Origin of the sequence: Microbacterium keratanolyticum (assembly GCF_016907255.1) — a bacterium.
GTDB classification, from domain to species: Bacteria; Actinomycetota; Actinomycetes; order Actinomycetales; family Microbacteriaceae; genus Microbacterium; species Microbacterium keratanolyticum.
The window spans coordinates 2,046,722-2,071,279 of sequence record NZ_JAFBBQ010000001.1 but is presented as its reverse complement, the minus strand read 5'-3'; the positions used below and the strand labels follow the sequence as shown (position 1 = coordinate 2,071,279).

Here is a 24,558-nt window from a genome sequence, read left to right as displayed (position 1 = left end):
GATCTGGGGCAAACCAATATGTTGAGCGGGCCTCAATGGGGAACGGCACCCGTGGCCGTGGCCAGCAGGTGCCGTGAAGGCCCGCGAATTTCAGCGGTAGTTCACGAATTGCAGATCGACGTCGAGGTCGCTGCCCTTGAGCAGCGCGATCACCGCCTGCAGGTCGTCACGGCTCTTCGACTGCACCCGCAGCTCATCCCCCTGAATCTGGCTCTTGACGCCCTTGGGCCCTTCGTCGCGAATGATCTTGTTGACCTTCTTCGCGTTCTCCGAGGAGATGCCGTCCTTCAGGGAGCAGACGATGCGGAACTCCTTGCCACTGGCGAAGGGCTCGCCGGCGTCGAGGCTCTTGAGTGAGATGCCCCGTTTGATGAGCTTCGACTGGAACACGTCGAGCACCGCCTTCGCGCGCTCTTCCGTGTTCGCGATGATGAGGATCTGCTCACCACTCCACTTGATCGATGCGCCCGTGCCCTTGAAGTCGTAGCGCTGCTCGACCTCCTTGTGCGCCTGGTTCAGGGCGTTTTCCGCTTCCTGGTGATCGACCTTGGAGACGATGTCGAAAGATGAGTCAGCCATGCCTCCAGTCTAGCGAGGGCGACCTTTGATCTCCCTGGTCTCGACCGCGTTCCATCCGGCGACCCACCGATCCAGGCGCCGGTAGGCGTCCTCCCGTGCGTCATGGCGCGAGAGGAAGATGTCGTGCAGGGCGCCGGGAATGCGCTCGATCGTCACCGACGATCCCAGCTTGAGGGCTGCGCGCGCGATGTTGTCGACCGTGAGCACGCTGTCTGTTCGCGTGAGCTCGTCCGACCAGGCGGTCGGCAGCGTGGATCGCGCAGACAGCAGCACGCACACGGGGGCGTCGATCGCGAGACCCGCATCGACCGTCGCGTGTCCGGTGAGGATCGCATGGAGCCACCCGGCGTGCACATCCCAGCTGACCTCCGGACGCCAGTGCCGGTCCGGCTCGACGGGATCGAGCGGATCCGCGGCTTCCGCCTGCGCGCGGGTGTAGAAGCCCAGATCGATCTGCGGCGCTCTGTCGAGTGGACGCCGGCGCGCCTGCAGACCCACGAACGGCGCGATCGTCTCGCGGGCGAACCGGGGCACCTGCAGCTCCAGCCAGGGGCTGTTCAGCACCAGCGCGTCCGCGACGCCGCGATGCCGGTCGGCCCAGAGGCTGAGCGTGAGCCCACCCGTGGAATGACCGAGGAGCACCAGCCGCCGCGCACGCGCGGGACGCGCATCCCCCGTCGTCTCGACGCCGTCGCTCGGCGGCACCTCGATTCCGATCGCAGCCAGGGCCGCGGCGATGTCCTCGTCATACGTGGTGAGGCTCGTCACGAAGCCGTGCGTCTGCCCCTCACGCAGGCTGCGGCCGTACTTGCGCAGGTCGAGGGCGTAGAAATGGGCTCCTCGGGACGTCCAGAAACGGGCGAGGCGCTTCTGGAAGAAGTAGTCGGACCACCCGTGCACGTAGAGCACATCGACGTCGGCGAGCGGGAGCGGCCCCTCGAGCAGACGCTTCCAGAACGAACGCTGCGGCAGGGCGCGCACGAGGGTCGCGACGACCTCCCCCTCATCGTCCTGCCCGAGCGGGAGCGTCAGCTGTTCGAACTCGTCTCCGAGAACGTCGGGCATCCAGTCGGCCATGGTGCCAGCGTAGTGCTGCGGCTTCAGCCGCAGGGGTGCGACGCCGCGAAGACGTCGCACCCCTGGTTCAGTCGAGCAGAGTCTCGCCGACGTACCCGCCCTCCGCACACCCTGGGGGGATAGCGAACACGGCCGAGCCGATGGGCGTCGTCCACTGGTTGAGCAGATCGAGCTCGTCGAGGCGCTGCTGCAACGGCACGTACTGCGCATCGATGTCGGCCTGGAACGTCGCGAAGACGAGACCCGACTCCGAGACGCCCCTGCCGTCCGGGGCGACGTCGTAGTTGTACGCCCTCCGGAAGATGCGCTGACGCGGGTCGTCGCTGCGCGAACGCCGAACGTGCGAGAACTCCGGGATCACCGGAAACCCGAGCCCGTTCACCGCGGTGAAATCGGGTTCGTCATGCTCGCGCATCCCCGTCAGCGGTGCTCCTGTGCTGAGTGTGCGCCCGACCGACTGCTCGCGTCCGGGGCGGTCCAGCTCATCCCAGGTGTCCAGATCCATGCGGATGCGGCGCACGACCATCCCTGTACCTCCGGCCATCCATCCGTCAGCCACCCACACGAGCCGGTCGAAGTCCGCACTGCCGGGGATCGGATTGCTCGTGCCGTCGACCTGACCGAACAGGTTGCGCATCGTGGTGCCCGGAGCGACGGTGCCGTGCGCCCGGCGGAAGCCGTCCTGCCACCACCGCACCTGGGCGAAGCTGCGAGCATCCTTCAACAGCATCCTCGCGGCATGCGCTGCAGCCAACGGGTCCTCGGCGCAGATCTGCAGCAGCAGATCGCCGTCCGACCACGCGGGCTCCAGGCGGTCGATGCCGAACGCCGGCAGCGGACGCAGCCACGAAGGCGCCTCCCCCTGTGCACGGGCGACGAACCCGGGACCGAACCCGAAGGTGACCGTCAGCTTCGCCGGCGCCACCGCGAGCTCGGGTTCGGTATCGGCGAGCGCGGGCCGCCCCTGAGTGAGGCGCGCCGCATCATCCGACAGCGTCCGCATGAGTCGGCGCAACGCGGCGGCGTCGGCATCGGGGCGGAGGTCGAGCCCGACGAACAGAGCGTGCGCAGGAGCATCCGTCGCGATTCCGGCCTGATGGATGCCGTGAAACGGCACCGTCTCGGAACCGTGCAGCGGGGATGCTGCCGGCTCCGCCACCGCCGGCGCAGGGCGGGCCGACGCGACGAGCGCGTCGAGCCCCACCGCTGCGACGGCACCGACGCCCGCGACGGCACCGCCCAGCAGAAACTGCCGTCGGCTGGCGCGCCGCGGGCTGGCAGTGTCTGGGTCAGGCATCAGTGATCGCCGCCGTGATCATGACCGGCGTCCTCATCCGAGCCACCGTGCCCGCCCTCGTAGTTCTCGTTCGCACCGGCGTAGTCCTTCACGGGCGCCGTGATATCGAGCGTCGATCCGTCCGAGAACGTCAGCGTGAGCGTGACATCCGCACCCGCGACGAGTGGACCGGTGAGCCCCATGAGCATGAGGTGGTTTCCGCCGGGCTCGAGCGTGAGACGCTCGCCCGCGGGGATCACGAACCCGCCCTGCTTCTCGCGCATGACGTGCTGGCCGGTCTCGTCCTCCACGGTCTCGTGCAGTTCGACCATATGTGCGACCTCACTGGTCGCCGAGACGATCGTCACATCGACGGCACTCGGGTTCTCGATGACACCGAAGGCCGCGGACATACCCTCGGGCACGGCCTTGACCCAGGTGTCCGCCATCGTCACGGAGTCTGCGGCGATCGTCACCTCCGCCTGGGCGGACTCGGGAGCGGGTGCCGCCGGCGCGCAGGCGCTGAGGGCGAGGACGGCGGCTGCGAGAGCGGCAAGGCGGATGCTGCGCGATGTCGTGTTCATGGTGATCCGCCCTCTCACTGCTTCTCGTCCGTGGAACCGGCGGCCTTGCGGCGTCGACGGAAGAACGAGATGCCGAAGAACAGCGCGAGGGCCACGACGGCACCCGCACCGGCGATCACGATGGTGCGGGCGACCGGCGAGTCCCACAGGGAATCCTGAGCATCGTCGGCGACCGGACCGGCGGATGCCTCCGGCTCTGGCTCCGACGTCGCTGCCGCGGTGACCTCCGGCGTCGGCGACGGCACGACCTCGGGGGCCTCGGATGCCTCGACCGTGAACGGAACCAGACCCGAGATCGGGTGTCCGTCGCTGGAGACCACGCGCCAGCGGATCTCATATGCCCCGGCGGGCATACCGTCCTTCAACGGCGTGGTCACGTCGGTCATCTCGATGACGGGCTCTCCCGCGGCCCAGTCCGTGCCGCTCGCGTCGACGACAGAGACGAGTGCCCCGATCGTCAGCACGTCGGCGCTGTACGACAGGGTCACCGATGTGGGCGGGGTCGCGAGCGTCTCGCCCGCGGTCGGGGTGCTCCCGACGAGATCATCATGGGCGGCAGCAGGCAGCGCTGTGCCCAGAACAACAGCGGTCGCCAATGCGGCCCCCGCCAGAAGGGTACGAATACGAGACATGTCTCTCCTTTCGGGGCATGGCAGCACCACGCCCCCGGCGCGCACGATCAGCGCCGTGCGCGCACAGATGGGTGAAGGCGTGCGCGAATCGGGCGCACGAAGGAACTCACACCGAGAGGAGAGGAGGGCCTCGACGGATCACCATCGAGAGATGAGGCGACGTCGCCGCCACCGGCAGAAGCGCGGTCGCCGCGGCGAGTCCGCGCGGCCGCGGTGCGAGCACCGCCGCCAGGACCGTCTGCACGGGGATGAGCTTCCGCTGCACCCACGCGAGCAGGTCCGAAGCAAGCTGGAGCAGCCGCAGCACCGCACGCTCGCCCCGGTACAGGGCCACCGTCGTGACGATCGCGCCGACCGCGTGCATCGCCCACATGAGGGCATCACCGGCGAGCGGGCTCGCCGCCGCGGATGCGCCGAGCGCCGGAAGCATGAATGCCCCACCGTGCACGTGCACGCCTGCCGCTTCCGGAACGCCCACGAGCCCTGATGTCGGAACGGCACCGAGCGCGAACATGCCGTGGAACAGCACCTGGCTCAGAGCCACCGTGAACGACAACCGCAGGAGCGAGAGCGCGCGACCCGCGAGAATCACCGAAATGAGGATCGAGAAGACCCACGGCGTCAGCATCCACAGGAGGCCGGGCAGCGGACCGCCACCGGCGACGTGCGAGAGCAGCGCGACGAACGTCGCGACCGAGGCCGCGACAGCACCACGCAGGACGCGCGTGGCCCGGGACTGTCGCATGGCTCCATCCTCTCAGATCCGCCACCCCTTTTCGCACGCGCGGATCACTGCGCATTCCCAGCCGCTGCGTGCGCCGCTCCCCCTACGCTGAGCGCTACAGGCACAACTACCCCGTCTCTGCCCTTCGGAGGTTCCTATGACCCGCACGACCCGCCCCCGTACCGCCGCGCTTCTCGCCCTCGGCATGGCTTCCGCGTTCGCCCTCGCCGGCTGCGCCGCACCCTCGACAGGTGTCATCGCGCCCGTCATCGCCGACCTCACGAAGATCGATGGGACGACCGTCACGGTCGGTGTCGGCAACGTCATCGACCTCACCGGAGACGACAAGACGTACACGTCGTGGGAGGCGGACATCGCCGACCCGAAGATCGTCGAGTTCACCCCCGGAAAGGACGACGGCTCGGCGCAGTTCAACCCCGGGCTGAAAGCCCTGGCCGAGGGATCCACCGAGGTCACCCTCGACAACTCCGAAAGCGGAGACAGCGTGACGTTCACCGTCGAGGTGACGCCCGCTCCCTGATCACACAGAGAACGGCGGATGCCCCGGACCGATCGGTCTGGGGCATCCGCCGTCATGCTCTCTGGCTCACTCGCCGCGCGAGATCCGCACCATCTCGTCGCGCGGAACGACCTTCACGCGCGCACGCTCGTGCGGCTCGCCCAGCGCGATCTCGTGCTGGTCGAGGCGGTGCCAGCCGTCGAGGTCGGTCCACTGCACGCCACGCTCGGCGAGCAGCGCCGGGATCGCCTCTTCGGAAGGATCGGTCGGCTGCCACCAGGAGCCCTGGTCGTTGATGATGTGGCGCACCGTCTCCATTGCGTCGGACTTCGTGTGGCCGATGAGACCCACCGGTCCGCGCTTGATCCAACCGGTGGCGTAGATCCCCGGCACGCGCTGGTTCGACTTGGCCTCGATGACCTGCCCCTCGCGGTTCGGGATCACACCGTGCTTCTTGTCGAAGGGCACACCCGGCAGCGGCGAACCGAAATAGCCGACGGCGCGGTACAGCGCCTGGATCTCGATCTCGCGCATCTCGCCCGTGCCCACCGCACCGCCTTCGCCATCCGGCTTCGTGCGCTCGTAGACGATCGCGGCGACGCGGCCTTCCTCGTCGGTGCGCAGCTCGACCGGGCGCGCCCAGAAGTGCAGGTGGAGACGACGCGATGCGGTGCCGCCGGCGTTGTTGACCGAGTCCCGCTTGCGCCACGACTGCAGCACACGGTCGATGACCATGACCTGCTTGTTGCTCGCGACGGCATCGCGGGAGGCCTCGTCGTAGTCGAAGTCCTCGTCGTAGACGACCATGTCGACGTCGCGCAGCTCACCGAGCTCGCGCAGCTCAAGCGGGGTGAACTTCACCTGCGCCGGTCCGCGACGACCGAAGACGTGCACGTCGGTGACCTTGCTTGCGGCGAGGCCCTCGTAGACATTCTGCGGCACCTCGGTGACCAGCAGGTCTTCGGCGTGCTTCGCGAGCATCCGAGCCACGTCGAGCGCGACGTTGCCGTTGCCAATGACGGCAACCGATTCCGCATCCAGCGGCCACTCGCGCGGCACGTCGGGGTGGCCGTCGAACCAGCTCACGTAGTCCGCCGCACCGTAGGAGCCGACGGCGTCGATTCCCGGGATGTCGAGACTCGTGTCACGGATGGCGCCGGTCGCGAAGATGACCGCGTTGTAGTGGTTCTTCAGGTCTTCGAGCGTGATGTCTTCGCCGAAGCGCACGTTGCCGAAGATGCGGATGTCGCCGCGGTCGAGCACATCGCGCAGCGCCGTGATGATGCCCTTGATCCGCGGGTGATCAGGCGCGACACCGTAGCGGACCAGACCGTAGGGCGCAGGGAGCTGCTCGAACAGGTCGATCGACACGTCGAACTTGCGTTCCGCCTTCAGCAGGATGTCTGCGGCGTAGATGCCGGCCGGTCCTGCTCCGACGATGGCGAGTCTCAGCTTGGTCATGAGGTCCTTTCGTCACTGCGCCCACACGCGGCACACCGGCCGCGGGACGCCTCAGCTGCTGCGATCAGCGAGAGTCTGTGCGAACCGGGTGAGCGCCTCGCGCACCGGCCCGTTGGGAAGGGGGGCGATCGCGGAGATCGCGTCGTCGGTCCACGTGCGCGCCAGATCCAGGGTGCGCTGCGTCGCCGCGTGGTCTCGGAGCTCGGCGAGCGGCCCATCGAGGATCGCCGGGTCTGCGCCGTCGGCGATCTCAGCGACGCCCGCGTCGATCCGTGCGGCCAGGTCGATCGACGTCGCATCGGTGTCGGTCTTCAACAGCAGATACGGCATCGTCGGAACGCCCGCGCGCAGGTCGGTGCCGGGGACCTTGCCGGTGTTCTCGGCATCGGCCGAGAGGTCGATCACGTCGTCGAGCAGCTGGAACGCGACGCCGACCTTCTCGCCGTACACACGCAGCGGCTCTTCGAAGGCGGACGGTGCGTTCGAGAAGATGATCCCCGCCTGCGTCGCGGCGGCGATGAGAGAGCCGGTCTTGTCGGCCAGCACCTGAATGTAGAACTCGATCGGATCGTCATCGGGCTGCGCGCCGATGGTCTCGTGCATCTGTCCGAGCACGAGACGCTCGAAGGTGTCGGCCTGAAGCCGGATCGCGCGCTCTCCGAGACGCGACATGATCTGGCTCGCTCGGGAGAAGAGGATGTCACCCGTGAGGATGGCGACGTTGTTGCCCCAGACCTCATGGGCCGAGGGCACACCGCGACGGCGGTCTGCGCCGTCCATGACGTCGTCGTGGTACAGAGATCCGAGATGCGTGATCTCGATCGCCTTGGCCACGTCGATGACGGGCGCGATGTTGCCGTCACCCAGCTGCGCGACGAGAAGTGTGAGCACCGGGCGCACACGCTTGCCGCCAGCCTCGAACAGATAGCGAGCAGCGGCATCGGCCAACGAATCGGCCACGCGCAGATCTTCCGCCAGACCACTTTCGATGACATCGAGTCCGGCCTCGACCTCGCGGGCCAGACGGCGCGCGGAGGGGCCGACGAACACGCGGTCGCTGAAGCCAAGACGGCTCGCGAGGCGCGAACCCGAGGCGGAGTGGCTCGAAGTCACGTGTTCCAGCCTATCTGTTGTCGTGAGCGGCAGATTCGGGCGAACGGTCAGGATCCGCTGGACTTCGCGGGCTTCGTCGCACGGTGCAGCGCGACCATCCCGAAGGAGAGGTTGCGGTACGCGACGTTCGACCATCCGGCCTCGCGAATCCATGCGGCCAGGCGCCTCTGGTCGGGCCAGTCGCGGATCGACTCGTTCAGGTAGTCATAGGCGCCGCCGTTGGTGCCCGCGACCCGGGCGACGCGGGGCAGCACCTGGCTGTTGTAGAAGCGGTAGAAGCCGCGCACGAGGGCGCTGGGCGGAGTCGAGAACTCGTTGATCACGAGACGCCCCCCGGGCTTGGTCACGCGGTACAGCTCCCTGAGGGCCTTCTTCGGATCCTGCACGTTGCGCAGCGCGTACGACATCGAGACCGCGTCGAACTCGTTGTCTTCGAAGGGAAGATTCGTGGCGTCCGCCTGCACGAAGCTGAGGTTAGGCAGATGCCCGTGGCGACGCTTGCCCTCGGCGAGCATGCCCGGCGAGAAATCTGCGGCCACCACTTCGGCGCCACTCGCCGCGAAGGACGCCGACGACGATGCCGTGCCCGCCCCCAGGTCGAGGATGCGCTCCCCGCGCTTCGGCGCGACCGCGCGGGTGGTGGCCGCACGCCAGAGCGCGTCGTTGCCGACCGTCATCGCGGAGTTCGTGCGGTCATACCCCGCCGCCACCTGGTCGAACATTCTGCTGACGCGATCAGGGTCCTTGCCGAGGTCGGCGCGATTGGCTTCGCTTTCGGGGGTCACGCTTCCAGTCTAGGCGGCAGGTTCAGCGCCTCAAGGCGGTCGAGCCAAGCGTCCGCAGTGGCGTCGTCGAACGGCTCGTACTGTTCGCGCACGGCCTCTTCGAGTTCTGCGGTGAGCTCCTCCAGCACCTCGATGACATCTTCGGGATAGCCGAACTTCTGCTGGTGCTCCTCCCACTCGTCGCGGTCATCCACGTAGGTTCCCGACGGGTACGCGCCCTGCGTGTCGAAGCGACGCACGACGTCGAGATCCATGTCGATTCCCGTGATGAGGGGAAGCCCTGCCGCCGCATCCGCGTTCTCGGCACCGGCGGGCGCACCCCAGTGCACATCCCACGCCAGATCGATGTAGACGCGCAGGCCACGAGGGTGGTCCCGATTCACCGTCATCGCGTACTCGCCGATCGGCGGGATCAGCGTGACGTTCAGGCACTCCGCGTCCATCTCCACCCCGGGCCGCGCGCTGTGCCAGCCGACGGGCTGACCGACCCAGTCGCCCCACTCATCGGACCCGAGATACACGCACTCGTGCCTCCAGTGCACGGAGTCGTCCCACTTGCGCCACTGGAAGATCACAGGAGACCCTACGTCAGGTCGCGCAGCCATAAATGTCCGTCAGTTTCTCGATCACGTCGAGGGCATCGACAACGCAATTGCGCGCTGCGAGGTCCTAGCTGAGGCCCGGGAGCGGTCCTTGGTCTAAACCTACGCCGACAACGATGCGCCCGTGAACAAATCCCGCGCCGCCGCGCGATGGGACGACCTCCCCTCGGACGTGAAAGCAACACGCGTGGAATCTATCGTGGGGTGGCGGGGACTGGGTACCGGCGACATGACAACGGGGCTGACAGCATGCGCTGTCAGCCCCGTTCTCGCTAGCCCTTCAGGCGTCCGGCACTCACGTCTCGAAAGCCAGACCGATATCCGCCATAACCGGCATAGCCCGGATACCCGGGATATCCGGCGTATCCCGGGTAACCCGGGTAGCCCGGATAACCACGGTAAGGCGGATTCTCTCGGGCGAGGAGTCGGTTACCTACCACCGTGCCGAGGTAGTTACCCTGCTGATCCACGGCGTCGGCATCGCCCCACGGGAACCACCCAACCCAGTTCCCGTCCTTGTCCCAGAGAAATCGGTCATCGGGAGTGCGCCGAAAGGCGACACCTTCCCCGTTCGTGTCGAAAAGGAAGGTAACCATCAGCGCTTCCCGTGCTTCGTCGCGTCAACGAGCTTGAAGCCCATGTTCGGCTTCGGTGTCGGCGGCATCGGCTCGCCCTTCGTGACGGTGACTTCCCGACCGGTTGCACCACCACGAGGACCGACGACCCCGTACTGACCCGACTGTTTTGCGATCTGCCCCGAACGGAGCTGATTGTTGCTGTTAGTACTCATGCTGCAAATCCTCCAAAGGATTTTGTAGGACACGCCCAACCGTTTGGTGAACGTCGTTCCCGCGCGTACCTTGGAGAAATTCCCCTACTAGGAATCTTGCGCCCCTCCGACCCGGCAAGGTCTGAGGGGCGTCTCCGTGTCTACCCGGTGGTCCAATACTACATATGGGGACCGACATCCACCGGGACTACAAGGGGTAGTAGTTACATCCGTGTAGTTTTCCACCGCTCTCCACTGGTACACCACAGGTTCTCCACCGTTTCTTCCACAGGCGGTCCCACCCGGAGACGGCAGTCACCGCCTGTAGCCACAGGGCGTGAACGACTCCCATCAACAGGCTGTGTGAAACGGAGGCCTTCCGACGAGCATTTTCTGTGGAAACAGCATTTCGGCGTGTCGCGGCCTGTCGCCAGGGTGGTCGAGTGCAAAAATGCCGGTTCGAAGCGGAGCGCTTACCCTCTGACTTGTCTTTCCGTCATTGCATGATCATCGGGGTTCCGGGAACCGGGAGCGAAGAAGTCACGGGGCGAGCCTAGTGCCCGCTCGGCGGTGCGGTGCAGGCCCGCGGCCTAAGCTGGGCAGGTGATGCCCTTCCGCCTTTCCGTGGTGACGCGCGAGATCGATCCGGTCGAAGATCTTCTCGCCTATGCCGACCCGACGACCCCCCTCGCGTGGCTGCGTCGCGGCGACGGCATCGTCGCCGTCGGTGCGGGAATGCAGACCCACCTGCGCATCGCAGGCGGCTTCGACGAGCCGCACGCCGCGATCATGTCGTCCGGCTGGCAGCAGATCGCCGCCCAGGCCGACATCGACGACCCGGTCGGGCTTCCAGGCACGGGGCTCGTCGCCTTCAGCACCCTGGTCTTTGACGACGCATCCGCTGCCGCGAGCGTCCTCATCGTGCCGTCCGCGATCATCGGTCGCGCACAGGGGCGCTCGTGGATCACCACGATCCGCGGCAACGACGATGTTCCCGATGCGATCGCCGAACCTCGCGAGTACGGGCCGCACTGGGCGGGAACGCTCGGCCCCGGCGCGCAGACCGCGCAGGGCTATGAAGACAGCGTCCGTGCAGGACTCGATGCGATCGCGGCGGGCGAGGTCAGCAAGGTCGTGCTGGCACGAGACCTCACCGGCACGGTTCCCGAGGGCGCTGATCTGCGCCGGCTCGTCCGCGCGCTCTCGAGCGAGTACCCCGACACCTGGGCGTTCGCGGTCGACGGTCTGATGGGTGCGAGCCCCGAGACGCTCGTCACGGCGCAGAACGGAACGGTCACCGCGCGGGTGCTGGCCGGCACGACGGCGCGCGGGGCGGATGCTGACGCTGACGTCGCCGCATCCGCCGCTCTCGCCTCCAGCGAGAAGGACCTCGATGAGCACCAGTACGCGGTGCAGAGCGTGCTCACCGAGCTGCGCCCGCACACGCGCGCGCTCGCGTCGAGTGAACAGCCGTTCCTGCTGAAGCTGCCGAACCTCTTCCACCTCGCGACCGATGTCGAGGGCGAGTTGTCGGACGGCGCGACCTCCCTTGATCTGGTCGGCGCGCTGCATCCCACCGCTGCCGTCGCCGGCTCCCCTACTCCGGCCGCGATCGCGGCGATCCGCCGCTTGGAGCCGTTCGACCGCGAGCGCTACGCCGGCCCGGTCGGCTGGGTCGACGCCGCCGGAAACGGCGAGTGGGCGATCGCGCTGCGCTGCGCACAGTTCGAACGCGGACACGTGCGCGGCACGGGCAGCGGGCCAATCGCGGTCACGGCCTACGCGGGCGCAGGGATCGTCACCGGCAGCGACCCGGAATCCGAGCTGCTCGAAACCCGCGTGAAGTTCCGCCCCATCGTCGACGCGCTCGCCTGAGGCATCCGCACCGTCAGCTCGCGGCGAGCCGCTTCTTCTCAGCCTCGACGTCGTAGTCTGCCGCGGGCCATTGCGGATCGATCGCGGTGAGCGTCTCCAACAGCAGCTCCTGCACAGCGAGACGCGCGTACCACTTGGAGTTCGCCGGTACCACGTACCAGGGTGCCGCCGCCGTGGAGGTGCGCTCGAACACGGTCTGGAACGCCGCCATGTAGTCGTCCCAGAGCAGTCGCTCGTCGACGTCGCCCGGGTTGTACTTCCAGTGCTTGTCCGGACGTTCCAGACGCTCACTGAGGCGCTTCTTCTGCTCATGTCGCGAGATGTGCAGCATCACCTTGATGATGCGGGTTCCGGATGCCGCGATCTCGGCCTCGAACGCGTTGATGGCGTCGTAGCGGCGTTCGATCTCCTCCGGCGGGGCGAGCTGGCGGACCCGGCCGATGAGCACGTCCTCGTAGTGCGAGCGGTCGAAGACGCCGATGAAACCGTGCTCGGGAAGCCGCTTCTCGATGCGCCAGAGGAAGTCGTGCGCGCGCTCCTCCGCCGTGGGCGCCTTGAAGGCGGTCAGGTGGACTCCCTGCGGATCCACGCCCCCGACGACGTGACGGACGATGCCGCCCTTGCCTGCGGAGTCCATCGCCTGGAGCACGAGAAGCACGGAGTCCTTCGCCACGCCGACGCGGCTCTCGGCGAAGAGACGTTCCTGCAGTTCGCTGAGCTGGCCGATCCCTCCCGCGAGATCCGCGGCCCCGCGGGCCTTGCCGCCCTCATAGCCCGGAGTCGTCTCTGGGTCGACCGCGCCGAGACGGAAGTCCGGCCCCACGCGGAGAACCTCGGATGCGGCGGCCTTCCAACCGGAGTGGTCTGTGCTCATGCGAACATCCTGCCGCAGTGCAGCCCTGTGGGGAATGCCTACCGTGCGAGCGGGACCTCGATCAGCTGGCGCCCTCCGACCGGAGAGGTGAGCGCCTGGTCGAGTGCCGATCGGGTCGTGACGCGCTGATACTCCCACCCGTAGGCCAGCGCGAGATGCTCGAGCCGGGCGGTGTGCGGCGTGTAGAAGGCACGATCGAGGTCGTCGCGGTCGGCGGTCGCCGCGACTTCGAGTCCGTCGAAGATCGTTCCGCCACCATCGTTGCCGACGACGACCTGCAGGCGGGGTTCTGCCTCATCTGGCGGAAGCAGCAGCGCACCCACGTCGTGCAGGAACGCGAGGTCGCCGAGGAGCACGCGCGTGACGCCCGCACCACCCGCGGCCTGGCTTGCGATCGCAATGCCGGTCGCGGTCGCGACCGTGCCGTCGATCCCGGCCAGGCCCCTGTTCGCGTGCACGGGCACCCGCTTGCCGCCGAGCACGGCATCGGCGACACGAACGAGGCGCGAGGATCCGAACACCAGGCGGTCGTGCGGCCACGTGGCCCGCCAGAGCGAGTCGACGAGGAGTTCACGATCGAGGGGACGCCGCACGGCCTGGAGCTCTGCCTTCACGGCGCTGAGCCGTTCCGCGCGGTCGAACGAGGACAGCCCCTCGACGTCGCGCGCCGGGGCGTCCAGGTCGACGGCGGACGCGGCGGATGCCCGCATCCACTCCCCCAGCCATTCCCGATCGGATGCTCCGGCTTCAACCGTGACGGCGTCGACAGCGCGCGTGGCGCCGTTGAAGTCGAGCGCCTCACCACCGCAGCGGACGGCGATGACCTCGACATCGGTGCGGCGCAGGAGCGCGGGGACCTCACGGCTGAGCGTGGGATGCCCCAGCACGACGACCCGCTCGATGCGTCCGCCCAGGACAGGCTCTCGCAGCAGGGCACGATAGCCGTGCACGAGGTGGCGACCGAAGCGCGCCCCGCTGACGACCTCGGCGATCAGCGGCCAACCGCCCTGATGCGCGATCTCTTCCGCGTCCGGGCCGGCGTCTGCACCCGCGATGACGACGGTGCGCGGACCGCGCGTAAGGAGGAACGCCTCGGGCTCGACGGCCGCGGGGGGCGGGGCATCCGGGATGGACGTCGTGACGACAGCTCCCGACAGCGGCTCCCGGAACGGAAGGTTCAGGTGCACGGGGCCGGCGACGCCGGAGAGCCCATCGACCTCGATACCCGACGCGCCGAGCGACGCCGCGACGGCGTGTGCGGCGATGCGGGAGAAGACCTCGAAGCCTCCCTCACCGAGGACAGGGGCATCGAGCTCGTACCGCACCCACGCGGCGAACATGCCGGGCTGGATCGTCGCCTGGTTGGCACCGATCCCCCGCAGTTCGGGCGGGCGATCCGCCGTGAGCAGAAGCAGCGGCACCCCGGCGTGGAAGGCCTCCATGGCGGCGGGCAGCAGGTTCGCGGCCGCGGTGCCCGACGTGCAGATGACCACCGCGGGTCTTCCCGTCTCGCGCGCAAGGCCGAGAGCGGTGAATCCCGCCACCCGCTCGTCGATGCGCACGTGCACCCGCAGGCGGCCCTGCTTCTCCAGCGCGACCGCCGTCAGCGCCAGCGCCTGCGAACGCGACCCCGGTGAGAGCACCACGTGCTCCACGCCCTGCGCGACGAGTTCCGCGAACAGCGCCACTGCGGCGGACATGGACGGCGTCGCAGCATCCGTCGCCGTCACGAGCGTTCGCCCGTGCCTGTTCCGGCCTCGGGCGCATCGCCCTCCTGGTCCAGACGAGCGAGCTCTTCCTCCAGCTGGCGGATGCGACGGTCCTGTTCGGCCTCGCTGATGCGACGCAGATGCGTCGGGTCGTCGTCGAGCGGCACATACAGGTCACCGCGCGGGCTCTGCCCCGGGCGCGAACGGCCGAGGACGAACCAGAGAATGCCCCCGAGCACGGGAATGAGGAGCACGATCGCGACCCACACGCCCTTCGACACGCCCCGGTGGCGTGTGGCAGGCTGCAGCGCGCAGTCCACGACGCTGTAGATCCAGAAGATCGCCGCGAGGAAACCGCCAACGACAAGTAAACGTGCCATTTTCCCAGTCTAGGCAGGTTCCCGCGCCGCGACCTCGGATGCGGCGAACCCCCAGCATCCGCCCTCCGTCCCACGCACAGCTGAGGGCTAATGTGCCCACCTAGACTGGAGGGGTGAAGCTTCCGCCCCTCCTTGTGTATTCCGTGCTGCGGCTGCTCGCCTTCCTCGTTCCGCTCGGGATCCTCTGGTTCTTCTTCCCGATCTTCCGCGAGTTCTGGTGGCTGGCGGCGCTCTTCGCGGCGCTCATCGGCATCAGCATCTCGCTGCTCTTCCTGCGCGCGCCCCTCGCCGGCGCCTCCACCGAGATCTACCGCCGACGTCAGAACCGTCAGCGCGACGAAGCCTCGGATGAAGAGGCGGAAGACGGCGCAGACCCTGCCGCGTAGGCCTCAGCCGACGAACGCCCAGAACAGCATCCCTGCATAGAGCAGAGAGCTGACGGAAGTGAGCGCGAGCACGAGGATGAGCTCCTTCGCCGTGCGCGCGGTCCAGATGATGATGACCGCGGGGATGACCGCGAGAAGCACGAGCAGCGACAGCCAGGCGATCGGGTAGAACAGTGCCAGCCACGCGGCGATCAGGAAAGGCACGAGCGCGAACACGGTGAACAGCACCTGCGTCGCACGCTTTCCGATGCGCACGGTGAGCGTGCGCTTGCCCGCGGCGCGATCCTGGTCGATGTCGCGCAGATTGTTCGCGAGCAGCACGGCGCACGCGAAGAGTCCCGCGGCGATCGCCCCCGCCCACGACTCCTGCGGCAGCGAGAAAGCCTGCACCCAGGTGGTTCCGAGCGTTGCGACGAGTCCGAAGAAGACGAAGACGAAGAGCTCCCCCAGACCCGCATAGCCGTAGGGGCGCTTGCCGCCGGTGTAGAACCACGCCGCGATGATCGCGACGGCACCGACCGCCAGCATCCACCATTGCTGCGTGCGGATGACGATCGCCAGGCCCGCGAGTGCGGCCAGGGCGAAGAACGACAGCCCCACGACGAGCACGGTGCGCGCCGGCACACGACCGGAAGCGGTCAAGCGGGCAGGGCCGACGCGGTGCGCGTCTGTTCCTCGGATGCCGTCGCTGTAGTCGTTCGTGAAGTTCACGCCGATCTGCAGCAGCACCGAGACGGCAAGGCACGCCAGCGCGATGACCCAGTGGAACACTCCCGTCGCGACGATCGCGGCACCCGTGCCGATAAGCACCGGGGCGATCGCGAGCGGCAGCGTGCGAGGACGCGCGGCGCCGATCCAGTCGCCGACGGTCACGGGGCCCGCCGCGATGATCGGCTTCTTCGCCGGGTTGCCGGAACGGCGGACGGGCGAGGGACGGGAGGAGCGCTTCGAGGATGCCACGGCACCAGCCTAGTTCTGGCGCCGATGCGGAGAAGCCAGCGCGAGGGCGGGTGTGGGCGCGGGGCGGGGTATGCGGAGGAGAACTCCCTGATCGGAGGAGTCCTACGCCGAGGACCTCCTCCGATCCGGGAGAACTCCTCCGTTGCGTGAGGGCACTAGGAGCGGCTAGCGCCGACTCCGGTTCGCGACGGCGATGCGGGCTTCGGCGATCGAAGCCGCGAGGTCGTCGGCGAAGGTGCGCATCTCGGCATCGTCGAGGGTGTGCGCGGTGATGCGCAGCTCGGGAGCGGACTCGTCACCGTCGAGGCGGAACACACCTCCCGTGCGGACGAGCCAGCCGCGCCGCATCATGGACTCCGAGACGGCCCGCGCATCCGTGCCGCACTCGACCCACACGTTGAGACCGTCATCCCCGCGCTCAGCGATGCCGCGCTCTCGCAACAGCACCCGCAGTGCCTCGTTGCGCTCCGCATAGTGCGCGCTCGCCTTGGCGAGATTGTCGGCCGTCGCCTCGTGATCGAGCATCCCGACGGCCACCCGCTGCAGGATGCGGCTGACCCACGTCGTACCGGGCGACAGGCGAGTGCGCAGCTGCTGCGCGGTGTCGGGGTCGCTCGCGAGCAACGCGAGGCGCAGGTCCGGACCGAGGAACTTCGACATCGACCGCACGAGCGCCCAGCGCGGATGCCCCTCCGGGATGATCGAGTGATACGGGGTCCGCGCGAGCAGCGAGTAGTGGTCGTCCTCGATGATGAGCACGTGCGGCACGCCCACGAGCAGGTCGCGCAGAGCCGCGGCACGACGCGCGGACAGGCTGATCCCCGTGGGGTTGTGCGCCCGCGGTGTGCACACGATCGTTCGAGCGCCGGCGTCGAGCGCCGCGGCAAGCCCCTCGACGGTCATGCCCTCGTCGTCGAGCGGGATGCCGATCGGCCGGTAGCCCCCGAGCTTCACCGTGTTGATGCTGGAGAGGAAGCACGGGTCTTCCAGGCCGAGCACATCGCCCTGGGTCAGCGACTGCGCGAGCAGACGCTCCATCGCGTCCACCGCGCCGGACGTGACCGTGAGCTCGAACTCTCGGGGCTGCGCCTGCCGCATCCACGCCGTCGCCCACTCACGCAGATCCGCGTCGATCAAGGCATCGCCGTAGAGCGCGGGCGTGCGCAGGTCGACCTCCGCGAGCACAGGGAGGGGCAGGAGGTCGGGATCGGGGTTGCCGCTGCCGAGATCGCGCAGCACCGTCTCGGGCGCGAAGCCCTCCTCCTCCGTGAGCACGGGCGCTCCGGCGACGATGGTTCCTGCGCGCCCACGGCTGATGACGGCGCCGGCGCGCGCGAGCGCCAGGTACGCGGAGGACACCGTGTTGCGGTTGACGCTGAGCTGTTCGGCGAGCGCGCGGACCGGCGGCAGGGGGTCGCCCGGATGAAGGATGCCGGCATCGATCTGCTGGCGGACGCTCTCGGCGATCTCGTTCGCCGTGGTGCCCGTGATCATGCGGCTCCTCTCCGTGCGCTGTATCGCTCCAGCCTATTGGCGCGGAGACCGCGAACCTACGCGTCCAGCGGAACGATCGGCCGGTGCTCGTAGTACGTCTGCAGCACGACCGTCGATCGGGTGCTCACGGAGGCTGCCAGGCGGATGTCGCGGATGAGCTCTTCCAGAGCGCGTGGCGAGGCGACCCGCACGAACAGCATGTAGCTGGCGTCGCCGGCGATGGAGTGGCAGGCCTCGATCGCTTCGAGGTGCTGCAGGAGCTCGGGGGCGTTGTCGGGCTGGGCCGGGTCGAGGGGGGTGATCTCGATGAAGGCCGAGAGAGGTGTTCCCACCTGCTCGGGGTCGAGGATCGCCCGGTACCCGGAGATCACGCCCCGGGTCTCCAGCCGTCGCAGCCGTGACTGCACTGCGGAGATCGACAGGCCGACAGCGTCGGCGAGCTGGGCGAGCGTTGCACGCCCCTCGCGGGAGATCTCGGTGAGGATCGCCCGGTCTACAGAATCCACCATGCCGTAAGATTATCCATAGAAAACGTCAACCGCAGGAATATTTCCTGCAGACTTCACGATCGGAGGCACTGATGTCCCCCACCACCGCGAACAATGTTGTCGCACCGTCCGTCATCGGCGAACCCGAGGTCGTCGAAGACGCGTCCACTGCCGAGAACACTAGCGCGTGGGCGCAGCTCAAGAGTGCCGCCGTTGCCCTTCGTGACCTGCAGAGCGCAGACGGGTCGATCCCGGATGCTGCGCTGCACCCGGCCGCGACGGAACTCGTCGCCGCTCTCACCGCGGGCATCCGCGCGCTGGCACCCGCTTTTCCGCATGATTCCGCCTATCTGAACGCATCCATCGTCGACTTCGATCGCTGGGTGGCGGAAGGATTCGGCGTTCCCGACTTCTACGACTCGCTCGTCGCATTTCAGCCGCAACAGCACCGCGTCGATGGCATCCGCCACCTCGTGGTCTTCCCGATGTACACGCAGAACGGCTCGAACCAGCGGCTCGTCGAGGCGCTCATCGTGCAGGCCATCTGGCCGGAGTTCATCGCGGAACTTGAGGCCGGCGACTACGGCAACAAGCTCTTCGTCTCACTGCGCCTGATCGATTTCACGCCCGGATATGACACGAACTCCGCCGTACTTTTTCCGGAGACCGTCGCCATGCGCGAGATTCCCACGTTCACGTGGGGTGCGATCTTCCAGGACCGGGAGGCGGCGCGGTACCGCCGGGTCGTGCGCGCGGCGTCCGAGATCACCAAGCTCGACCTGCCCGAGCGTGCCGCGGCGATGCTCGACGATCAGGATCTGACCGAGAAGACGTTCGTGATGTGGGACATCATTCACGACCGCACGCACATGCGCGGCGACCTGCCGTTCGATCCGTTCATGATCAAGCAGCGCATGCCGTACTTCCTCTACTCTCTGGAGGAGCTGCGCTGCGACCTGACCGCGTTCCGCGAATCGGTGAAGATCGAGCGGGCGCTCGCCGCGCGCGACGACCTCACGGAGATCGAGCGCGAGACACTCGACCACGCGGGACTCGTGCAGTACGCGGTGATCTTCGACCGCATCTTCCGCTTCGCGATCACCGGCTCACGCGTGCGCAACTACGACGGCCTCGGCGGACAGCTGCTCTTCGCCTGGCTGCACCAGCGCGGCGTGCTGCACTGGACCGACACGGCCCTCGCCTTCGACTGGGACGGCGTGCCCGACGCGGTCGTCGCTCTGGGAGAGGCGATCGACGACCTGTACTGGCGTTCGATCGACCGCCCGAAGACGGCTCACTGGCTGGCGGCGTACGACCTCGTGCGCGCCACGGTGACCCCGCACCCCGCGTCGGTGTGGGCGCGGGGCCTGTCGGACGAGGTCCTCGCGGGGCCCCCGAAGGGCTACACGGATGCGGTGCTCGACGACGAGTTCCCTCTGTCGATGTTCTTCGAAGCACTCGACAAGAAGATGAAGCCGGTCATCGAGTCGACCGCCGGCATTCGCGGCAGCGACGACTGAGAGACCTGCTGCGGCCGCGTCGCGGCACGCAGCAGCTGGGGACGCGAGGGTTCTGCGGCCGCACAGTGCGGGGTGTCCCGCCGTGTGCGGTCGCAGAACCCGCTCCGATCCGCGAAGGTGGGAATCATGACTGTCAGCGAACGAACCATCGTCCTCGCCGGTGCCACGAGCGCCGCGGGTCTCACTCTTGCAACGACGCTGATCGCGGCCGGCGCACGCGTGGTCGCGACGGGCCGATCGGCCGAGCGCCTCGAACCGTTGCAGGCGGCCGGTGCGCAGGTCGAGGTCGCGGATGGGACGTCGCTCTCGGACATGCAGTCGCTCGCTGAGCGCCTCGACCAGGTGGACGGCGTCCTGCCACTTGTCGGCGGCTGGCGCGGAGGCGGCGGATTGGCTGGACAGTCGGATGCCGACTTTGCGGCGCTCCTCCCCTCGCTGGAGGCGGTGCGTGCGACGAGTCGCGCCTTCGACGCGGCACTGCAGGAATCGGATGCCGGTCGCTTCGCGATCGTCTCGTCGACGGCCGTCGCGCGTCCGCTCGCCGGTGGCGCGAACTATGCAGCGGTCAAGGCCGCGGCGGAAGCGTGGGCGCGTGCCGTCGCACACGGCTTCGCGAAGACCGCCCGAGACTCCGGAGCGCCGCTGCGCGCAGCATCCGTCATCTTCCGCGTGAAGGCGCTCGATGCCTCGGTTCTGACACCGGCTTTCCTTGACCTCTGGACGAAGGATGCCGCCGAGCTCAACGACGGCGTGCGCGACCTGAGCTAGCCGTTCGGGTTGCTCGCCTTGCCATCGAGCCACAGCGTGTCGGAGGCATCGCTGTGCGTGCCACCGGTGCCGACGTGCTTGCTGCTGATCTTGGGCCCCTTCAGGATCACGTGCACCATCGCCTGCGCGTGACCGTGCCCGAGGCCGTGCTCCTGCTTGAGCCAGTTGAGCACGACCGACGACTTCGTGTTCTCGTCGAACCCCTGCTCCTTCGCGAGCGCGATGAACTGGCGCGGCGTGAGACCGGTCTGCTCTTCTGCCTTGTCGAGATACGCCTGGAAGGACATGGATGCTCCTGATCGTCGGGGACCGTGCGGGTCAGTCTATTGCCCGGCGACAGCCTGTTCGTCGACATCGACGAGCCATCCGGGCTGCGTGCGGATGAGGCGCTCCGGCGGAGGGTCGCCCGTGCGATCGACAGGCGTATCGTCTTCGCGTTCGCCGGGGAGGCGTACACCGCGGACGGAGACGAGCGCCGCCGAGTTCGGGACCGGGACGTTTTCGGAGATGTAGCGGGTCGGTCGGGACCCCACGAACACACCGTTGCCGAGACTCAGTCCGTTCAATGGCCACTGCTCGCCGTCCGGCGGCATGACCGCATCCGGCGGTGCCCCGTGTCCGGGTCGCCGCAGCGACCAGCGTTGAATGGAATCCTGCGTGACGGCGTGGACCGCCGCGACGCGTCCGCGCACGTGATCGGTGTACTCCTCTTCGTGGTGTGACTCCGCCGCGTCCACGGTGGCTGCGAGCTCAACTCCGAGGGCGTCGATGAGGAATGCGTCGACGGTACGCGACTGGATGCCGAAATCCACCAAATCGCCGACGGCGAAGGGATCGCCACAGCACTCCCACTCCCATCCGGACAGCCAGACGCGTGTCATGCGCTCAGGCTAGCGGAGCCCGTCACTGCGAGGTAGACGCGACGGCGGGAGTCGAACCCGCAACGCCCGCAGGTATGAACTGAGGCCCGGGACCGCCCGGATCGCCGCGATGACCCCGACGTTACCGGGCCGTGACTTCGGCGGCTAGGTGTGTTGCCTGGGATATCCCAATGCGTCCGCGGATGACTGCGGATCGCGAGGAGCCGGAGCGTCAAGGGCGCGCAGCATCCGCCCCAGCGCCTCTCTCAACGCGGCACGCTCGGGCTCGGGGAATGTCGTCGTGTACTCCACGCCCTCGGGGATCCAGAGCATCCCGTACATCGCCTCCCGCCAGTCGGCGCCGCCGAAGGGCCACCGCGTGTGCCCGACATCCTCTGCGGTCGCGCCCTGCGCCCATGGACCGAACTGCGCCTGCACCTCGGCGAGCGGAAGCTCCATGACCGCATCGGCTTCGACCTTCTGTGGCGTCCAGGATGCCGCGACGGCGATGAGCTCGTCGACCTCCTCAGCGCTGATCTCGTGGCGGCTGAACAGCACGCGCGTATGCTCGACCGACTCGATCCGGTCCACGCGGAAGGTGCGCCAGTCGTCACGATCGAGGTCCCAGCACAGCACGAACCACTTGCGCCCCGCGGGAGCCAGTGCGTGCGGCTCGACCCGGCGGATGCTCTCCCGCCCCTCCGCGTCGACATAGCGGAGGCGCAAGCGCTCGGTGTCCCGCGTCGCGAGGGCAAGTTCACCGAGGACCGCCGGGGAAACCGTGATCGCCACCCCCATCCCCGGTGTTGTCTGGATCGATGCGGCGAGCGCGTGCACCCGCTGGCGCAGCGCCGGGGGAAGCACCTGCTCGAGTTTCGCGAGGGCCGTGAGCGTGAGATCCGCTCCGCCCGACAACTGCTGGGTCGCCGCCACCCGCAGACCGATCGCCATCGTGACGGCTTCATCGTCCGTCAGCAGAAGGGGCGGCAGCGCGCTGCCGGCTTCGAGCCGGTATCCGCCCGCGGACCCCGGCGTCGACTCGACGCGGTAACCGAGCTCGCGCAGACGATCCACGTCGCGGCGCACCGTGCGCTCGGTGACTCCGAGCCGTGCGGCCAGCTCACCGCCCGGCCAGTGCCGGTGCGTCTGCAGCAGGTTGAGCAGTGCGAGGGCGCGTGACGTGGTGTCGGACATGTTCCAAGATTCTCATGCATCCAGGACAGGATCTGTCCGCATCGTTTTCTACGCTCGCGGCATGACACACGAACCCATCATCGAGACCGAAGGCCTGAGCAAGGTCTTCACCGTCAAGAAGGCGCAGGTCGCCGCGGTAAGCGACCTGACCTTCACGGCCGCACGTGGCGAGCTCGTCGCCTTCCTGGGCCCGAACGGCGCCGGGAAGTCGACGAGCCTACGCATGCTCACGACGCTGATCCCGCCGACGTCCGGTTCCGCACGGGTTGTCGGCCACGACATCCGCACGAATGCTGCGGGCGTGCGCGCACGGATCGGGTATGTCGGCCAGCTCACCAGCGGAAGCTTCTCGCAGCGCGTGCGAGATGAACTGCTCAGCCAGGGCGCGTTCTACGGAATGTCGAAACGCGACAGCATTCGCCGCGCGAACGAGCTCATCGAGTCCCTGGATCTCGGATCGTTCGCGACGCGATCGGTGCAGCAGTTGAGCGGAGGGCAGAAGCGACGACTCGACGTGGCGCTGGGACTCATGCACGCTCCTCCCCTGCTCTTCCTCGACGAGCCCTCGACAGGCCTCGACCCGCAGAGCCGCGCCAACCTGTGGGAGCACATCCTCACGCTGCGCGCGCAACACGGCACGACCGTGTTCCTCACGACGCACTATCTCGAAGAGGCCGACCGCTACGCCGAACGAGTCATGGTCATGGATCGCGGCCGCATCATCGCCGACGACGACGCCGCAGCGCTGAAGGCGCAGCTCGCCGGCGACGTGCTGACGTTCGGCTTCGCGGATGCGGCGGAGGCCGCGCACGCACACACCATCGTGAGCCGCCTCACCCCTGGCGAGATCACGATCGACGGGACGTCATTGTCGCTGACGGCGCAGGACGGAGCCCGTCTGCTGCCCGTCGTGCTGCGGGAACTGGATGCCGCGGATGTCCGCGTCGTTCGCGCGACCGGCGTTCCGCCGACTCTCGATGACGTCTTCCTCGCCCTCACTGGACGCACGCTGCGGGAGGCGGGCGAGGGCGGCGATGCCGCGCCCGTCGATTCGGCATCCGACGCCACGACCATCACCGTCCCCGCTGCCATCACCGAGACAGGAGTCCGCTCATGACCACCCCCGACACGCTCGTGCGTCCGCACCTGCTGCGCGATACCAGGAACGTCCTCACCCGCGAGCTCAAGCCGGTGCTGCGCGATCCGTTCACGATGATCTTCAGCCTTCTGCAGCCGCTCGTCTTCCTGGGGCTTTTCGGACCGCTGCTGATCGGAAGCTCAGGAGAGCCGCCCGCGGAGACCCTCGCCTGGTTCGTCCCCGGGGTGCTCGTCATGATCGTGCTCTTCGGCACCGGTGCCACGGGCTCGAACCTGCAGTACGAGATGATGACCGGCTCGCACGAGCGCACGCTGGTCGCCCCTCTCGCCCGCTCCTCGCTGCTCACGGGTCGTGCGCTCAAGGAGGTCGCGCCGATCGTGATCCAGGCACTCGTGATCGTGGCGATCGCCTGGACATTCGGATTCGCGGTCAACCCGCTCGGACTCGTGATCGGCCTGGCGCTGCTGGCGGTGTTCGGCATCGGGCTCGGCTCACTGTCCTACGCGCTGGCGATCGCCTCGAAAGAGCGCGAATGGCTGTTCTGGGGCGTGCAGCAGATGCTGATCTTCCCCTTGCTGATCCTCTCGGGGATGCTGCTGCCTCTGGACGCCGCGCCTGAGTGGATGCGCGGAGTCGCCGCCGTCAATCCGGTCAACTGGATCGTGCAGGCCGAACGCGCACTGTTCGCAGGAGACCTCGCCGACATCACGGTGCTGTGGGGATGGCTCGCGGCAGTGGCGGTCGCGGCCGTGGGCCTCATCGTCGGCGTGCGGGCGATCCGCCGCAGCAGCTGACAATGATGCGGAGTGTGCCCCTCTGACAGTGGAGG

The 24,558-nt window shown here is 68.0% G+C and carries 27 protein-coding genes and 1 tRNA gene; 7 read left to right on the top strand and 21 right to left on the bottom strand.

Features of this window, described 5'->3' with window-relative positions:
- Positions 1–90 precede the first annotated feature (90 nt).
- From JOD62_RS09950 to JOD62_RS09925, 6 genes are all read right to left on the bottom strand, one after another.
- On the bottom strand, positions 91–579 hold the full coding sequence (locus JOD62_RS09950; RefSeq protein WP_204939134.1) for a YajQ family cyclic di-GMP-binding protein: 489 nt from the start codon (positions 577–579) through the stop codon (positions 91–93).
- A gap of 9 nt (positions 580–588) precedes the next feature.
- Positions 589–1,656 carry an alpha/beta hydrolase gene (locus tag JOD62_RS09945; RefSeq protein WP_204939133.1) on the bottom strand — a complete coding sequence of 356 codons (1,068 nt, stop codon included), beginning with the start codon at positions 1,654–1,656 and terminating at the stop codon, positions 589–591.
- Between the two features lie 67 nt (positions 1,657–1,723).
- On the bottom strand, positions 1,724–2,953 hold the full coding sequence (locus JOD62_RS09940) for a Dyp-type peroxidase (protein WP_204939132.1): 1,230 nt from the start codon (positions 2,951–2,953) through the stop codon (positions 1,724–1,726).
- On the bottom strand, positions 2,953–3,516 hold the full coding sequence (locus JOD62_RS09935; RefSeq protein ID WP_204939131.1) for a copper chaperone PCu(A)C: 564 nt from the start codon (positions 3,514–3,516) through the stop codon (positions 2,953–2,955). Before JOD62_RS09935 ends, JOD62_RS09940 begins: the two co-directional genes overlap by 1 nt.
- Positions 3,517–3,530: 14 nt before the next feature.
- The gene (locus JOD62_RS09930) at positions 3,531–4,148 is read right to left on the bottom strand and encodes a copper resistance CopC family protein (RefSeq protein WP_204939130.1); all 618 of its coding nucleotides are present in this window, start codon (positions 4,146–4,148) and stop codon (positions 3,531–3,533) included.
- Between the two features lie 106 nt (positions 4,149–4,254).
- Complete coding sequence (locus JOD62_RS09925; protein ID WP_204939129.1) at positions 4,255–4,893, bottom strand: hypothetical protein; 639 nt, start codon at positions 4,891–4,893, stop codon at positions 4,255–4,257.
- 136 nt (positions 4,894–5,029) lie between these two features.
- Between JOD62_RS09925 and JOD62_RS09920 the strand changes: the two genes are divergently transcribed.
- Entirely contained in the window at positions 5,030–5,413 is a 384-nt protein-coding gene (locus JOD62_RS09920) for a hypothetical protein (RefSeq protein ID WP_204939128.1), read from the top strand.
- 66 nt (positions 5,414–5,479) lie between these two features.
- Here the strand turns inward: JOD62_RS09920 and JOD62_RS09915 are convergent, their stop codons facing one another.
- The 5 genes from JOD62_RS09915 to JOD62_RS09895 all read right to left on the bottom strand — a co-directional run bounded on the left by JOD62_RS09915 (position 5,480) and on the right by JOD62_RS09895 (position 10,143).
- A complete protein-coding gene (locus JOD62_RS09915) occupies positions 5,480–6,853 on the bottom strand; it encodes an FAD-dependent oxidoreductase (RefSeq protein WP_204939127.1) in 1,374 nt (457 codons plus the stop codon).
- Between the two features lie 51 nt (positions 6,854–6,904).
- Positions 6,905–7,966 carry a polyprenyl synthetase family protein gene (locus tag JOD62_RS09910; RefSeq protein WP_271171504.1) on the bottom strand — a complete coding sequence of 354 codons (1,062 nt, stop codon included), beginning with the start codon at positions 7,964–7,966 and terminating at the stop codon, positions 6,905–6,907.
- Positions 7,967–8,013: 47 nt separating this feature from the next.
- Positions 8,014–8,751, bottom strand: a complete 738-nt coding sequence (locus JOD62_RS09905; protein WP_407666009.1) for a class I SAM-dependent methyltransferase — start codon at positions 8,749–8,751, stop codon at positions 8,014–8,016.
- Complete coding sequence (locus JOD62_RS09900) at positions 8,748–9,326, bottom strand: hypothetical protein (protein WP_271171503.1); 579 nt, start codon at positions 9,324–9,326, stop codon at positions 8,748–8,750. The genes JOD62_RS09905 and JOD62_RS09900 overlap by 4 nt, the downstream gene beginning before the upstream one ends.
- Positions 9,327–9,948: 622 nt before the next feature.
- Complete coding sequence (locus tag JOD62_RS09895) at positions 9,949–10,143, bottom strand: hypothetical protein (protein ID WP_204939125.1); 195 nt, start codon at positions 10,141–10,143, stop codon at positions 9,949–9,951.
- 585 nt (positions 10,144–10,728) lie between these two features.
- Here JOD62_RS09895 and JOD62_RS09890 point away from each other — a divergent pair.
- Positions 10,729–11,997 (top strand): isochorismate synthase, encoded by a 1,269-nt coding sequence (locus JOD62_RS09890; protein WP_204939124.1) that lies wholly within the window; start codon positions 10,729–10,731, stop codon positions 11,995–11,997.
- 13 nt (positions 11,998–12,010) lie between these two features.
- Here JOD62_RS09890 and JOD62_RS09885 read toward each other — a convergent pair whose 3' ends face one another.
- The 3 genes from JOD62_RS09885 to JOD62_RS09875 are packed head-to-tail and all read right to left on the bottom strand — an operon-like array spanning position 12,011 to position 14,960.
- A complete protein-coding gene (locus JOD62_RS09885) occupies positions 12,011–12,871 on the bottom strand; it encodes a polyphosphate kinase 2 family protein (RefSeq protein WP_204939123.1) in 861 nt (286 codons plus the stop codon).
- A 38-nt stretch (positions 12,872–12,909) separates the two neighbouring features.
- Positions 12,910–14,571 carry a 2-succinyl-5-enolpyruvyl-6-hydroxy-3-cyclohexene-1-carboxylic-acid synthase gene (gene menD / locus JOD62_RS09880; RefSeq protein WP_204939122.1) on the bottom strand — a complete coding sequence of 554 codons (1,662 nt, stop codon included), beginning with the start codon at positions 14,569–14,571 and terminating at the stop codon, positions 12,910–12,912.
- 26 nt (positions 14,572–14,597) lie between these two features.
- A complete protein-coding gene (locus JOD62_RS09875; RefSeq protein WP_204939121.1) occupies positions 14,598–14,960 on the bottom strand; it encodes a PLD nuclease N-terminal domain-containing protein in 363 nt (120 codons plus the stop codon).
- A 113-nt stretch (positions 14,961–15,073) separates the two neighbouring features.
- Here JOD62_RS09875 and JOD62_RS09870 point away from each other — a divergent pair, with 113 nt between their 5' ends.
- Complete coding sequence (locus tag JOD62_RS09870; RefSeq protein ID WP_204939120.1) at positions 15,074–15,346, top strand: DUF4229 domain-containing protein; 273 nt, start codon at positions 15,074–15,076, stop codon at positions 15,344–15,346.
- Positions 15,347–15,349: 3 nt separating this feature from the next.
- Here JOD62_RS09870 and JOD62_RS09865 read toward each other — a convergent pair whose 3' ends face one another.
- From JOD62_RS09865 to JOD62_RS09855, 3 genes are all read right to left on the bottom strand, one after another.
- The gene (locus JOD62_RS09865; protein WP_204939119.1) at positions 15,350–16,306 is read right to left on the bottom strand and encodes a 1,4-dihydroxy-2-naphthoate polyprenyltransferase; all 957 of its coding nucleotides are present in this window, start codon (positions 16,304–16,306) and stop codon (positions 15,350–15,352) included.
- Between the two features lie 165 nt (positions 16,307–16,471).
- Complete coding sequence (locus JOD62_RS09860) at positions 16,472–17,800, bottom strand: aminotransferase class I/II-fold pyridoxal phosphate-dependent enzyme (protein WP_204939118.1); 1,329 nt, start codon at positions 17,798–17,800, stop codon at positions 16,472–16,474.
- A 56-nt stretch (positions 17,801–17,856) separates the two neighbouring features.
- The gene (locus JOD62_RS09855; protein WP_204939117.1) at positions 17,857–18,309 is read right to left on the bottom strand and encodes an Lrp/AsnC family transcriptional regulator; all 453 of its coding nucleotides are present in this window, start codon (positions 18,307–18,309) and stop codon (positions 17,857–17,859) included.
- A gap of 71 nt (positions 18,310–18,380) precedes the next feature.
- On the opposite strand from JOD62_RS09855, the gene JOD62_RS09850 reads away from it, so the two are divergent.
- On the top strand, positions 18,381–19,808 hold the full coding sequence (locus JOD62_RS09850; protein ID WP_204939116.1) for a DUF6421 family protein: 1,428 nt from the start codon (positions 18,381–18,383) through the stop codon (positions 19,806–19,808).
- 126 nt (positions 19,809–19,934) lie between these two features.
- Positions 19,935–20,576, top strand: coding sequence for an SDR family NAD(P)-dependent oxidoreductase (locus JOD62_RS09845; protein ID WP_204939115.1), 642 nt, complete (start codon positions 19,935–19,937; stop codon positions 20,574–20,576).
- Here JOD62_RS09845 and JOD62_RS09840 read toward each other — a convergent pair.
- The 4 genes from JOD62_RS09840 to JOD62_RS09825 form a co-directional block, all read right to left on the bottom strand.
- A complete protein-coding gene (locus JOD62_RS09840; RefSeq protein WP_204939114.1) occupies positions 20,573–20,863 on the bottom strand; it encodes a DUF4287 domain-containing protein in 291 nt (96 codons plus the stop codon). The two genes, JOD62_RS09845 and JOD62_RS09840, sit on opposite strands and share 4 nt — an antisense overlap.
- 36 nt (positions 20,864–20,899) lie before the next feature.
- Positions 20,900–21,457: a DUF6578 domain-containing protein gene (locus tag JOD62_RS09835; protein WP_204939113.1), complete on the bottom strand. Its 558-nt coding sequence runs from the start codon at positions 21,455–21,457 to the stop codon at positions 20,900–20,902.
- A gap of 36 nt (positions 21,458–21,493) precedes the next feature.
- A tRNA-Met gene (locus JOD62_RS09830) sits at positions 21,494–21,566 on the bottom strand.
- Positions 21,567–21,601: 35 nt separating this feature from the next.
- Positions 21,602–22,630: a helix-turn-helix transcriptional regulator gene (locus JOD62_RS09825; RefSeq protein ID WP_204939112.1), complete on the bottom strand. Its 1,029-nt coding sequence runs from the start codon at positions 22,628–22,630 to the stop codon at positions 21,602–21,604.
- Between the two features lie 61 nt (positions 22,631–22,691).
- On the opposite strand from JOD62_RS09825, the gene JOD62_RS09820 reads away from it, so the two are divergent.
- Together JOD62_RS09820 and JOD62_RS09815 are read left to right on the top strand one after the other, a co-directional pair.
- On the top strand, positions 22,692–23,747 hold the full coding sequence (locus JOD62_RS09820) for an ABC transporter ATP-binding protein (RefSeq protein WP_204939111.1): 1,056 nt from the start codon (positions 22,692–22,694) through the stop codon (positions 23,745–23,747).
- On the top strand, positions 23,744–24,523 hold the full coding sequence (locus JOD62_RS09815) for an ABC transporter permease (protein WP_204939110.1): 780 nt from the start codon (positions 23,744–23,746) through the stop codon (positions 24,521–24,523). The genes JOD62_RS09820 and JOD62_RS09815 overlap by 4 nt, the downstream gene beginning before the upstream one ends.
- Positions 24,524–24,558: the final 35 nt, after the last annotated feature.

Coding starts and splice junctions, on each gene's coding strand:
- JOD62_RS09950 (WP_204939134.1), bottom strand. CDS start 579: ATGGCTGACTCATCTTTCGACATCGTCTCCAAGGTCGATCACCAGGAA.
- JOD62_RS09945 (WP_204939133.1), bottom strand. CDS start 1,656: ATGGCCGACTGGATGCCCGACGTTCTCGGAGACGAGTTCGAACAGCTG.
- JOD62_RS09940 (WP_204939132.1), bottom strand. CDS start 2,953: ATGCCTGACCCAGACACTGCCAGCCCGCGGCGCGCCAGCCGACGGCAG.
- JOD62_RS09935 (WP_204939131.1), bottom strand. CDS start 3,516: ATGAACACGACATCGCGCAGCATCCGCCTTGCCGCTCTCGCAGCCGCC.
- JOD62_RS09930 (WP_204939130.1), bottom strand. CDS start 4,148: ATGTCTCGTATTCGTACCCTTCTGGCGGGGGCCGCATTGGCGACCGCT.
- JOD62_RS09925 (WP_204939129.1), bottom strand. CDS start 4,893: ATGCGACAGTCCCGGGCCACGCGCGTCCTGCGTGGTGCTGTCGCGGCC.
- JOD62_RS09920 (WP_204939128.1), top strand. CDS start 5,030: ATGACCCGCACGACCCGCCCCCGTACCGCCGCGCTTCTCGCCCTCGGC.
- JOD62_RS09915 (WP_204939127.1), bottom strand. CDS start 6,853: ATGACCAAGCTGAGACTCGCCATCGTCGGAGCAGGACCGGCCGGCATC.
- JOD62_RS09895 (WP_204939125.1), bottom strand. CDS start 10,143: ATGAGTACTAACAGCAACAATCAGCTCCGTTCGGGGCAGATCGCAAAA.
- JOD62_RS09890 (WP_204939124.1), top strand. CDS start 10,729: ATGCCCTTCCGCCTTTCCGTGGTGACGCGCGAGATCGATCCGGTCGAA.
- JOD62_RS09885 (WP_204939123.1), bottom strand. CDS start 12,871: ATGAGCACAGACCACTCCGGTTGGAAGGCCGCCGCATCCGAGGTTCTC.
- menD (WP_204939122.1), bottom strand. CDS start 14,571: ATGTCCGCCGCAGTGGCGCTGTTCGCGGAACTCGTCGCGCAGGGCGTG.
- JOD62_RS09875 (WP_204939121.1), bottom strand. CDS start 14,960: ATGGCACGTTTACTTGTCGTTGGCGGTTTCCTCGCGGCGATCTTCTGG.
- JOD62_RS09860 (WP_204939118.1), bottom strand. CDS start 17,800: ATGATCACGGGCACCACGGCGAACGAGATCGCCGAGAGCGTCCGCCAG.
- JOD62_RS09855 (WP_204939117.1), bottom strand. CDS start 18,309: ATGGTGGATTCTGTAGACCGGGCGATCCTCACCGAGATCTCCCGCGAG.
- JOD62_RS09850 (WP_204939116.1), top strand. CDS start 18,381: ATGTCCCCCACCACCGCGAACAATGTTGTCGCACCGTCCGTCATCGGC.
- JOD62_RS09845 (WP_204939115.1), top strand. CDS start 19,935: ATGACTGTCAGCGAACGAACCATCGTCCTCGCCGGTGCCACGAGCGCC.
- JOD62_RS09840 (WP_204939114.1), bottom strand. CDS start 20,863: ATGTCCTTCCAGGCGTATCTCGACAAGGCAGAAGAGCAGACCGGTCTC.
- JOD62_RS09835 (WP_204939113.1), bottom strand. CDS start 21,457: ATGACACGCGTCTGGCTGTCCGGATGGGAGTGGGAGTGCTGTGGCGAT.
- JOD62_RS09825 (WP_204939112.1), bottom strand. CDS start 22,630: ATGTCCGACACCACGTCACGCGCCCTCGCACTGCTCAACCTGCTGCAG.
- JOD62_RS09820 (WP_204939111.1), top strand. CDS start 22,692: ATGACACACGAACCCATCATCGAGACCGAAGGCCTGAGCAAGGTCTTC.
- JOD62_RS09815 (WP_204939110.1), top strand. CDS start 23,744: ATGACCACCCCCGACACGCTCGTGCGTCCGCACCTGCTGCGCGATACC.